The organism is Lysinibacillus sp. CD3-6 (assembly GCF_006351725.2).
Taxonomy (GTDB): Bacteria; Bacillota; Bacilli; order Bacillales_A; family Planococcaceae; genus Lysinibacillus.
The window spans coordinates 3,399,959-3,412,397 of sequence record NZ_CP085880.1 but is presented as its reverse complement, the minus strand read 5'-3'; the positions used below and the strand labels follow the sequence as shown (position 1 = coordinate 3,412,397).

The 12,439-nt window shown below is 36.5% G+C and carries 8 protein-coding genes; 4 read left to right on the top strand and 4 right to left on the bottom strand.

Features of this window, described 5'->3' with window-relative positions; all coding sequences use genetic code 11:
* The 4 genes from qoxB to FH508_RS16925 form a co-directional block, all read right to left on the bottom strand.
* Positions 1–1,944, bottom strand: a complete 1,944-nt coding sequence (qoxB, locus tag FH508_RS16940; RefSeq protein WP_172772236.1) for a cytochrome aa3 quinol oxidase subunit I — start codon at positions 1,942–1,944, stop codon at positions 1–3.
* 27 nt (positions 1,945–1,971) lie between these two features.
* Positions 1,972–2,910, bottom strand: coding sequence for a cytochrome aa3 quinol oxidase subunit II (qoxA, locus tag FH508_RS16935; RefSeq protein WP_172772235.1), 939 nt, complete (start codon positions 2,908–2,910; stop codon positions 1,972–1,974).
* A 769-nt stretch (positions 2,911–3,679) separates the two neighbouring features.
* Complete coding sequence (locus FH508_RS16930; RefSeq protein WP_172772234.1) at positions 3,680–4,522, bottom strand: DUF2785 domain-containing protein; 843 nt, start codon at positions 4,520–4,522, stop codon at positions 3,680–3,682.
* 268 nt (positions 4,523–4,790) lie between these two features.
* Entirely contained in the window at positions 4,791–5,255 is a 465-nt protein-coding gene (locus FH508_RS16925) for a hypothetical protein (RefSeq protein ID WP_172772233.1), read from the bottom strand.
* A 197-nt stretch (positions 5,256–5,452) separates the two neighbouring features.
* On the opposite strand from FH508_RS16925, the gene FH508_RS16920 reads away from it, so the two are divergent.
* From FH508_RS16920 to lon, 4 genes are all read left to right on the top strand, one after another.
* Complete coding sequence (locus FH508_RS16920; RefSeq protein ID WP_172772232.1) at positions 5,453–6,442, top strand: CDC27 family protein; 990 nt, start codon at positions 5,453–5,455, stop codon at positions 6,440–6,442.
* A gap of 269 nt (positions 6,443–6,711) precedes the next feature.
* Positions 6,712–8,001: a trigger factor gene (gene tig / locus FH508_RS16915; RefSeq protein WP_172772231.1), complete on the top strand. Its 1,290-nt coding sequence runs from the start codon at positions 6,712–6,714 to the stop codon at positions 7,999–8,001.
* Between the two features lie 608 nt (positions 8,002–8,609).
* Positions 8,610–9,881 (top strand): ATP-dependent protease ATP-binding subunit ClpX, encoded by a 1,272-nt coding sequence (gene clpX, locus FH508_RS16910; protein WP_172772230.1) that lies wholly within the window; start codon positions 8,610–8,612, stop codon positions 9,879–9,881.
* 230 nt (positions 9,882–10,111) lie between these two features.
* Positions 10,112–12,436 (top strand): endopeptidase La, encoded by a 2,325-nt coding sequence (gene lon, locus FH508_RS16905; RefSeq protein ID WP_172772229.1) that lies wholly within the window; start codon positions 10,112–10,114, stop codon positions 12,434–12,436.
* Positions 12,437–12,439 lie beyond the last annotated feature (3 nt).

Here is a 12,439-nt window from a genome sequence, read left to right as displayed (position 1 = left end):
TTATTTATCACCTCTCAAACTTTTTTCAGTTTCCATAATTTCTTCCACTGAAATGTAACGACCATGATCATCTTCAAATGAACGATGAGCCATGAAGCCAAATACAACAAGCATGCTGATGATGGCTAGAGGCCATAGACTAAATACAGCGAAGAATGCTGCAAGGAATAAGAATCCACTTGTCCAGAAAGGAGTACCTGTGTTGTTAGGCATGTGGATTTTTTCAATTTTACCAGCAGTAATATCGCGACCTTCTTTTTTCGCGAACCAGAACTCGTCTAAACGTGACACGTTTGGTACTACTGCAAAGTTGTATTCAGGAACTGGAGAATGTGTAGCCCATTCTAATGAACGACCATCCCAAACATCTGCTTTCTCGTTACGAGGCATATGTTTCCAGCTGTAGTAAATGTTATAGCAGATTAACGCAAAGCCTACTGCAAGTCCAAGTGCACCGATGAACGATAGCATGTTTAATGGACCGTAACCAGTTGAAGCTGAGTAAGTGTACATACGACGTGCATAACCATCTAAACCTAAAATGAATAGAGGGAAGAATGTTACGTTAAAGCTGATAGCGATGAACCAGAAACCAGCTTTCCCTAATTTCTCATTTAAACGGAAACCGAACATTTTTGGCCACCAGAAATGGTAACCTGCAAGTACACCAAATACTGTACCTGGAATTAATACATAGTGGAAGTGGGCAACTAAGAACATCGTATTATGATATTGATAGTCAGCACTTGCCATTGCTAGCATTACACCTGTAACCCCACCAATTGTGAAGATTGGAATAAATGCAAGCGCATAAAGCATTGGGGTAGTGAATTGAATCTTACCGTGCCTCATTGTGAGCAACCAGTTAAACATCTTAACCCCAGTTGGAACAGCAATCGCCATTGTAGTAATAGAGAATACACTGTTTACCATAACGCCGTGACCCATTGTATAGAAGTGGTGGGCCCAAACTAAGAATGATAGTAATGAAATGACAACCATACTCATTACCATTGATTTGTAACCGTATAAGTTTTTACGTGCAAATGTTGCAATAACTTCTGAGAAAATACCGAACGCTGGTAGGATAACGATGTAAACCTCAGGATGTCCCCAAACCCAGAATAGGTTGGCCCAAAGCATATCCATACCGCCGTCTGTCATTGCAAAGAATTTTGTACCGAATTGACGGTCTAACATCATTAAAGCAAGTGCTACAGTTAATACTGGGAACGCAAATACGATAATAACGTTTGTAATTAAAATTGACCAAGAGAACATTGGCATTTTCATTAATGTCATACCAGGAGCACGCATTTTAAAGATCGTTGTGATGAAGTTCACACCCGTCAATAACGTACCAATACCTGATAATTGTAGTGCTAATGAATAGTAGTTGTTCCCTACAGTTGGACTAAAATCAGTACTTGCTAATGGGAAGTAAGCTGTCCAACCTGCATCTGGTGAACCACCAATAATGAATGATAGGTTCAGCAAGCCACAACCTGCTGCAAATGCCCAGAAGCTGACTGCATTCAAACGAGGGAATGCTACGTCACGTGCCCCAATTTGTAATGGAATAACAATGTTCATTAAACCGATAACAAACGGCATCGCCATAAATAAAATCATGATTAAACCATGTGTAGTGAAAATCTCGTTATAATGTTGTGCATCAAGAAGTCCGTTATCAGGAACGGCTGTTTGTGCACGCATTAAAAGTGCGTCGATACCACCGCGGAATAGCATTAATAGTGCTACGGCGATATACATAATACCGATCTTTTTATGATCGACTGTTGATAGCCAGTTTTTATAGAAGTAGCCCCATTTTTTAAAATAAGTAAGGCCTGCTACGACAACAACTGCACCAACTACGATACTGATAGCTGCCGCTAAAATCATCGGTTCTTGCAGTGGATGGAATAATTCTTCCATACTCATAGGATGCGCTCCTTTCAAATTTGAAAATTAGTGTGAATGTGTTGAATCGGCATCAGTTGAATGGTCCATATCTTCATGGTTCATGTCTTCATCAGACATATCCATGTCGCTATGATCCATACCCCCCATATCCATATCACCATGTGCCATTGGTGCTGGGCTGAAATCTAAGTGAGTAGATGAGTAGCTTGAACGACCTACATGTTCAGCTGCTAATAATTCTTTGAATTTCTCTTCAGTTAATGGTTTTTCGTTCGCTTTTACGTCCTTAACCCATTGCTCGAAGTCTGCTTGAGTCATAGATTGAGCTTCAAATTCCATTTCCGCAAATCCACGACCGTTAAAGTTAGAGTTACGACCCATGAAAGAGCCAACTTCATCTGCTGCAAGGTGAATAGTTGTTAACATGTCACTCATTGCATATTTTTGACCAGCTAACTGTGGAATCCAGAAACTTGTGATTGGTCCGAATGAATACAATTTGAATTCAATAGGACGATCAGTTGGAATGTTTACATAGTTCACAGTTTCAATACCCTCTTCTGGATAGCTAAAATGCCATTTCCAGTTTGAAGATGCTGCATAAATAACAAGTGGTTCTTTATTGTCATAACCTTCTGGTGTTGTTTCTACCGTACTAGTTGTTTTAACAGTAACAATTGCTAGGAATGCTACGATAATAATAGGAATAACTGTCCACGTAATTTCAAGTACGTGACTACCTTCTTCATGAGGTGGCTCATAATCGGCAGATGCTTTAGATGCGCGGTATTTTGTTAGCATAAACGCAAAAAGCACATACACGACTAGTAAAATAACTGCCATTGTAATAATGGATAAAATAATTGTGTTTGATAATGTTTGAGCATTCGGTCCTTTTGGATTGAAAACTGTTAATGGTTCACAACCAGACAGGATTGCAATAGCACCAAATGCTAAAAACATTAAGCTTAATTTTTTATTCATGTTTGACTCCTTTCTATAAAACGGCTATTCATAAATTTAATGTGTAGTAGTATTGATTCACATTTATAAATAGTGGGTATTGAGGTCACCTCTTTTATCTGTTGTACCAATCAAGTACAGTTGCATTTACAATGACAATGGCATGGTTCGATATGAAGCATAATGTCTAGTATTTGATTGGTCTGGTGCAAGCGTTCACATACATGATGATTAATGCACCATAAATTGGACAAAATTTCAATGTCGATGGTCGCATCATGTCTTTGTTTGCATATAGGATTATACGCCCGCTTCACTAAAAAAAAAATAATTAATTATAAATATGATAATGAAATGGGGTTGAATATGAACATTTTTTGAACAAAAAAAGCTATTTCACTATTGGTATTTTTAGGTTTTGTTAATTTAACACTGTATAAACGTTGAAAATACTGAGTTTATCGTATTTAACTAAGTAAATGTTTTTTTTGTGAAAAATTCTATTTCACATTTTAGACGATGATTTGTAATAAAATCCTTGACCTACCTCTGTTTTCGATTCTTTTTAGTTGCGTTTTTTTTAAAAAAGGAGTATATAAAAAGACGGTTTTTCAAAGAATAAAGGATAAATTTTCAATGTAAGGAATGATTAGAGAGAGGATACTGGAACAATGATAAAATTATGTTAACATAATTAAGCGCTTTCAAAATTTAACAGAAATTAGTATACCAATATTGGTTTCGTATAAACAAAAGAACATCCGATGTGAATTGGATGTTCTTTCATTAGTTAAGAACCGAGCTTCAGCCACTTTGCTACTTGAATATAAAGTGTATTTTGAAGTTTAGGTGCTAGATTATTCATTTTTAAAGCGAAGTACAATGTTTTCATCGTATTTAAAGTGCAAGTACGGCCGCTAAAAAAGCTTTCGTTATAGCCTTGTGTTACTAAATGTATTTCGAATTTATCAAAAGTTTGCTCGACCCATTCCGTTAAGGCTTCTTCAGAATAGTCCCTTGCTAATAATGCTTCAATAATATTGACAAAGCGTTCTTCCTCATCGTTAACATAGACAACATCTTTCCAAGTTGCTAATTTCAATGCATGTAAGATGGAAGGTGCATGTTGCAAGTCAAATTTAGGATGTTTAATTGTCATGGCGGCTAAATCAGCCCCATGTGCAATGCTATGTGCCCAACCTTTGCCTTCAACATGTCCTCTTGTATCCTTCTCAAGTAATAAATAGCGACCAATTTTTTTAAAGAAAGTGTCCAAGCTTGTATCATTTAAAATAAGGAGCTCGCTATCTTTTGCAAGAATGCTAGCAACAAGTAACGCTGAAAAGGAACGAGTAAATACACTATCTCCCGTTTGTTCCCCAATGTTTGCATATAAGAAATCGTCACCTGTTGCCGTATCGAACAAATATTGGAGCTGCTGTGAACTTAGTAAGTTATCACTAAGCAGGTCGATAAATGTTCGATAGATCAAATGGTCACGTAGCTGCTCATCAATAGAACCGATATGTGTTAACATTTCCTTCAATAGCCAATCACCTTCTTTTTCAAAAAAAGCTTGTTTTTCAGTAGGTGTCATTGAAGAAAATGTTTGTAATGCTTCTTTTATATCCATGTTAGTTGCCTCCAATAATAAATCTATTTTTTCATTATACCTTCTTTACTAAAGAAATTTGTCAGAAGTGAATTTTTTAATGGTTACTTTGTCAATTGCAATACCGTAATCAATAGAAAGCTGATATGATAAAAGCGCAACGAATGAGGGAATGGTTTTTGATTCACAATAAAAAGACATACTTAATTAAGTATGTCTGAGACAAAAATAGTTTATTTGTTAGTCAATTTTATAAGCATGTGTTACATAAAGAGTTTTGTTTAGCTTCCTATAATATAACAGCGGACTTTATGCCAAGTGGCCATTCGATATAGGAGTTTTGATTCGTTTTTAATTCAACGAGAATACTCGCATTTTTGATGGCATCTAAAAGCCACTCACTATAATAAAGTGTTGGGTTAGGATGTTGTAAAATGCGTTCCATATCTTTTGTATCAATATCAAGAAGCTTATAGTTGCATTCAATGTGAACACTTTGGGGAATAATATAAAGTGACTCCTGATGATGCCCAATTGAGATGGATCCGGGTATAGTTCCATAAATACTCGAAATATGGGTTGTTGCTTCTTTCGAAAACGTATTAATTTTTGTTCGCGTGAAAAATTCGAAGTCAATTGAATAATCTTGTAACGGACCATGTGCTGTTGTAATTGATATAACTTTAATTGATAGTGCCTCGAAAGCAGGGGAGATGCGACTATCGAATTCAATGATTGTATCCATTAATGGCATGTATTACACTCCTTGTGAACAACTTGTTTTCGTCTAGCTAACAATGACTATATGATTGCGGAATATTTTGATAATAATGTAAATTATGTTAGGTATTATTAATTATAATTCAATTCATTACAAAATATGAATATAAATTCAATTATTTTTGTTAAAAATAAACAATTAGGAAATAGTGAACTAAAGAGGTGAGAAAAATGTCAAAGCAAAAGCGCCATGTTATTAAACATGACAATATTGTTGTTTTTCCAGGCGCAACCCAAACGTTAATTCGTGAAGGACATATGTATGCGGAGAAATATCAATATGAAGAGGCGGTCGCATGTTTTGAAAAGGCGTTTTTATATGATAATGGAGATGAAAAAGCTTTAAGTGCCTATGCATATGCATTATATGAGCTGAAGCTTTATGTGAAAGCTAAGGAAATATGTGAGCAATTGCTTGCTATGGGCACCTCTATGTATGTTGAAGTGATGGAACTATACATTACAATTTGCATGCAGTTAAAGGAATATCATCAAGTTGAGTCTATAATAAATACGTTGATAGAAGAAAAAGTACTGCCTGAAGCGCAGCTAGAAAAATTTGAACGCTTAAAAAGTATAAATAGTGAAGTCGCTAAAAAGCTTCAACAACGAGAAGATGTACAAGATCTGATAGAAACACAAGAATATGAATTAGAAAAATTTATTGATCTGACACCGAGTGAACAGTCGTTGCGATTACATCGACTGATGGATACGAATGTAAGACAGTTGAAAAAGTCGTTAAAGGCTATTATAGAATGTTCGGATATTCATCCATTTGTGCAAAGTCTTGCACTCATTTTGCTAGTAGAGCAAGAAGTTTCAATCGAAGTGGATGTTACTAAATTTGAGCAGACAAAAATTATTAATCCAATTGATTTAGCGTTACCGAATCAATTACAGCAATATGGTGAAATAAAAAAAATTATAGAATCCGAATTAGAACAAGACCCATCGACATTGGAAATGGTACAATATTTAATGGCAAAGCATGCAATCGTTACGTATCCATTTGAATGGCACCCGTTTGCAGCCGATGATATTGCTTATAGTTATATTGATTTTGTTAAAGTAATGCTCGGTAAGGTGCAGGAAATGGACTATGAAATCATCGACTTTTTACAAATGTTAGAAAAACTAACAGAACTCCATGAAGTATGAAATAAGTTGAAACTATGCGCATCTATGATATACTAAAATGGTTGTCAAAATCGTAGTTACGAATAAATTGTCTAACATTTAAACTTGATTCAACTGAAATCCCTTATTTGACAAAGTGGGTGGATGAATGTCAAAGATATATACTATTCAGCAGAAATGCTAAGTCTTTGACACAAGTTGCGGATTTACAAAAATTATCGAGAAATCGAAATCCGGACACGATTACGTTATGCGTAATTGAAACTAGATTATTTTGGAGGTATTTATACATGTCAGCAAAATGGGAAAAACAAGAAGGAAATATCGGTACTCTTACAATTGAAGTACCAGCTACAGAAGTAGATGCAGCAATGGAACAAGCATTCAAAAAAGTTGTAAAACAAATTAACGTACCAGGTTTCCGTAAAGGTAAAATGCCTCGTAAAATGTTTGAACAACGTTTTGGAATCGAATCTTTATACCAAGATGCATTAGAAATCATTGTTCCAGATTCTTATGCTAAAGCAATCGATGAAGCTGGTATTATGCCAGTTGATTACCCAGAAATTTCTGGTACAGAAAACTTTGTGCATGGTCAAGACTTCTCATTCACAGCTCAAGTAACAGTGAAACCAGAACCAAAACTTGGCGACTACAAAGGCTTAGAAGTTACGAAACTTCCAGTTGAAGTAACAGACGAAGAAGTTGAAGCGCAAATCCAAGAACAATTAGCACGTAAAGCTGAACTTGAAATTAAAGAAGATGAAGCTATCGTAGAAGGCGATACAGCGGTAATTGACTTTGAAGGTTTCGTTGGCGAAGAAGCTTTCGAAGGCGGAAAAGGCGAAGACTACCCATTAGAAATCGGTTCAGGTTCATTCATTCCTGGATTTGAAGAGCAATTAGTAGGTGTAAAAGCTGGTGAAGAGAAAGACGTTGTTGTAACTTTCCCAGAAGAATATCACGCTGCTGAATTAGCTGGTAAAGAAGCTACTTTCAAAGTAACTGTGAAAGAAGTAAAAACAAAAGTTCTTCCTGAGCTAAACGATGAGTTTGCAAAAGAATTAGATCCAGAAGTAGAAGGCGTAGAAGCATTACGTGCAAAAATTAAAGAACAAACTGCTTCTCAAAAACAAGCAGAATCAGATGCTACACTTCGTGATGAATTAGTAGAAAAAGCTGCTGAAAATGCGGAATTCGAAGTACCAGCTGGCATGGTTAACTCTGAAACAGATCGTATGCTACAAGAGTTTGGCCAACGCTTACAAACACAAGGTATGAACTTAGACCTTTACTACCAATTCTCTGGTCAATCAGAAGAAGATTTACGTGGTCAAATGAAAGAAGAAGCTGAAAGCCGTGTGCGTGTTTCATTAACGCTTGAAGCAATCGCTGATGCAGAAAAAATTGAAGCTTCTGAAGCTGATATTGATGCTGAATTAGAAAAAATGGCTTCTCAATTCAATATGACAAAAGAACAAATTACTGGCGCTCTAGGCGGTACTGCTGTTCTTGAAAATGACATTAAAATCCAAAAAACAGTTGAACTTTTAGTAGAAAACGCTAAAATTACTGAATAAGATTTTTTACGTAACTAGATAGAAAAATTAAGATGACAAGGTACGGCGCTAAACCGTGCCTTGTTTTATCACACATAGCTTTTTAGTTTAGGCTAAAGGGGCCCAACCTCTCAAGGTCAAGGACGACAAAAAGTAAGTCTGATTTTTACTAACTGTTATACTTTTGGTGGCCACTTTAGTTAATTTACTTATACATAGTATTGTTGTTTAACTTTTTACACGATGCTAAATTTTAACTTCATTATAGTAGAGCCGATAAGTAGCAGTGACTATAGCGTCCCCATTATAATGGAGATAGAACGCACATAGGTTTTACGAGTGAGGGAACTAAACCTCGAAAAAATGAAGCTAAACAATCAATCAGTGGTCATGGGTTAGTCTGAATGGTCGCATCAACACGAATTATCTGCATGAAGGTGAGCAGACCGCGTTAATGTTTTAAGTATGAATGACTGGTAATTATTAGTTGGCGGTCCTCGTGCTTGAAGACTTTGAAAATAATTCAAAATCTAGACGCATTTGCGCCATGACGTAAATGTTGCAATCAATTTATTTGATAATGGTTCAATAATCTTGTAAGATTGTAGCTTGAATAGGGGTGAAACATATTGTTCAAATTTAATGATGAAAAAGGCAATTTAAAATGCTCATTCTGTGGTAAGCCACAAGAACAAGTACGTAAATTAGTTGCAGGTCCTGGTGTTTATATTTGTGATGAATGTATCGAACTTTGTTCAGAAATCGTTGTAGAAGAACTAGGTGTTGAGGAAGAAATTGACTTCCAAGATATTCCGAAACCGAAAGAAATTCAATCGATTTTAAATGAGTATGTAATTGGACAAGAGCGTGCTAAAAAAGCCTTAGCGGTTGCGGTTTACAATCACTACAAACGCATCAATACAAATAGTAAAATCGATGATGTGGAATTAGCAAAATCGAACATTGTGTTAATCGGCCCAACTGGTAGCGGTAAAACATTATTAGCTCAAACATTAGCACGTATACTAAACGTACCTTTCGCAATTGCAGATGCTACTTCTTTAACAGAAGCAGGTTATGTAGGTGAAGACGTTGAAAATATTTTATTAAAATTAATTCAATCAGCAGATTATGATATTGAACGTGCAGAAAAAGGGATTATCTATATTGATGAGATCGATAAAGTTGCACGTAAATCAGAAAATCCGTCGATAACACGTGATGTTTCTGGTGAAGGGGTCCAACAGGCATTACTAAAAATTTTAGAAGGCACTGTTGCAAGTGTACCTCCGCAAGGTGGACGTAAGCATCCGCATCAAGAATTTTTACAAATAGATACAACAAATATTTTATTTATCGTAGGCGGAGCATTTGATGGTATTGAATCCATCATTAAACGTCGTCAAGGTGAAAAAGTAATTGGTTTCGGTTCAGATCCTAATAAAGTAGAAGTGGACGAAGGTTCATTAATGGCGAAATTGATTCCTGAAGATCTGTTGAAATTTGGTTTAATTCCAGAATTCATCGGTCGATTACCAGTACTTGCAAGCCTAGAGCAATTAAATGAGGCAGCGCTTGTACAAATTTTGACGGAACCAAAAAATGCGCTTGCGAAGCAATATCAAAAAATGCTTGAACTAGATGGTGTTGAGCTTGAGTTTGATGAAGGTGCCCTTTCTGAAATTGCAAAGGAAGCAATTGAACGTAAAACAGGTGCACGTGGTCTTCGTTCAATTATTGAGTCAACAATGCTTGATGTAATGTACGAATTACCTTCACGTGATGATGTGAAAAAATGTATCATTACTGCAAAAACAATTACGGAAAAAGAAAAACCGAAATTGCTTCTTGAAGATGGCACTGAACTCGATGAAGGTAGCGACACAAAAACTTCGGCATAATAAACAGACGTAGCGTCTATTGTTATGAGAAAAAGAGTAACTTAGCTGACTTCGATTGTGCAATGTTCGCACATATCGGGAGTCAGCTTTTTATTCATACATAAAGCTGACGACTGTAAATAGATGAAATTTTTGGCTCGTTTGAATAGATAGTGTGAATCAGTTTTTTAAACACATACTAGAAGCGCGGGATTGTGAACAAGAAAATTTTGACGGAGGTGAATACCCGCATGGTAACAATTCAAAAAACAACAAATGTACCATTATTGCCTTTACGTGGACTTTTAGTATACCCGTCGATGGTGTTACATATTGATGTGGGTAGAAATCGTTCTGTAGCGGCGCTAGAACAAGCGATGTTAGAGGACCAATTGATTTTATTGGTAACACAAAAAGAAATGCACGATGAACAGCCAGAAGAGCAAGATTTATATCAAGTTGGTACAATGGCTTATGTAAAGCAAATGCTAAAATTACCAAATGGAACGCTACGTGTTTTAGTGGAAGGTGTGGCACGTGCAACATGGTCCAACTATCAAGCATTAGACAAATATACAGTTGTTGATATTGATGTTAAAGAGGAAAAAATCGATAAAGATGTGGAAACACAGGCCTTAATGCGTACATTGTTAACGTATTTTGAAAAATACGCGAAATCCTCCAACAAAATAACAACAGAAACAATTAATACAGTTGCTGACATTGAAGAGCCAAGCCGTCTTGCTGATATTATTGCCTCGCATTTACCAATTAAAATTGCGGATAAACAAGAAGTTTTAGAAATGCTAAATGTGAAGAAACGCTTAGATCATTTAATTATTCGCCTGCACGATGAGCAAGAGGTCCTGGATCTTGAAAAGAAAATTAATTCAAAAGTAAAGCAATCAATGGAGCGTACGCAAAAGGAATATTACTTGCGCGAACAAATGAAGGCTATTCAAACAGAGCTTGGAGATCGAGAAGGTAAAACAGGTGAAGTAGCTGAGTTGCGTAAGCTTATAGATGAAACAGGTATGCCTGAATCTGCAAAAGAAGCTGCGCTAAAAGAACTTGATCGGTATGAAAAACTCCCTAGCGCAAGTGCGGAAAGTGGAGTTATTCGAAACTATATCGATTGGTTAGTGTCTTTACCTTGGACGAAAGCAACGGAAGACCGAATGAATATTGCTCATGCTGAGGAAATTTTAAACAGAGATCATGCTGGACTAGAGAAAGTAAAGGAACGTGTGCTTGAATATTTAGCTGTACGTCAGTTGAAAAATTCATTACGTGGACCAATATTATGTTTAGCTGGCCCTCCTGGGGTAGGTAAAACATCGTTAGCACGTTCAGTAGCAGAAAGCTTAGATCGTAAATTTATTCGTATTTCTTTAGGTGGGGTGCGTGACGAATCTGAAATTCGAGGACATCGTCGCACATACGTAGGTGCAATGCCAGGACGTATTATTCAAGGAATGAAAAAAGCAGGTACGATTAATCCTGTATTTTTACTTGATGAAATCGATAAAATGTCAAATGATTTCCGAGGGGATCCTGCGGCCGCAATGTTAGAAGTGTTGGACCCTGCACAAAACAACACGTTTAGTGATCACTATATCGAAGAACCGTATGACTTATCAAACGTATTATTTATTGCTACAGCAAATGATTTAAGTACAATTCCTGGACCTTTATTAGATCGAATGGAAGTGATTTCGATTGCAGGTTATACAGAAATTGAAAAGGCGCAAATTACAAAAAATCATTTGATCCCAAAACAATTAAAAGAACATGGCTTGAAGAAAACACAAGTAGTTATTAAAGACGAGGCTGTAATGGACATTATTCGCTATTATACACGTGAAGCAGGTGTCCGAGGTCTAGAGCGTCAAATAGCAACACTTTGTCGTAAAATTGCTAAAATTATTGTTTCTGGCGAAAAGAAACGTGTAACAGTAAATTCAAAATCAGTTATCGAATATTTAGGGAAGCACCGTTTCCGCTATGGACAAGCGGAAGAGGAAAACCAGATAGGTGTAGCAACAGGACTAGCGTATACAACTGTTGGTGGTGACACATTACAAATTGAAGTTTCTTTAACTCCTGGGAAGGGCAAAATACAGTTAACAGGGAAACTTGGGGATGTTATGAAGGAATCCGCACAAACAGCGTTATCGTATGTCCGTACTAAAATAGAGGATCTCAATGTAGACTCCGAATATTTCGAAACACATGATATCCACATCCATGTACCTGAGGGAGCTGTACCAAAAGATGGTCCATCAGCAGGTATTACGATGGCGACAGCAATTGTTTCGGCTATTTTACATCGTCCGATTCGTCGTGAAGTAGGAATGACTGGTGAAATTACGTTACGTGGTCGTGTACTACCAATCGGTGGTTTGAAAGAAAAAACTTTAAGCGCACACAGAGCAGGTTTAACAACAATCATTTGTCCAAAAGATAATGAACGTGATATTGAAGATATTCCTGAAAGTGTACGCGAACAACTTACATTTAAACTAGTGTCATCTGCTGATGAAGTATTAGCAATCGCACTGGACGGAGGTTTTTAAGGA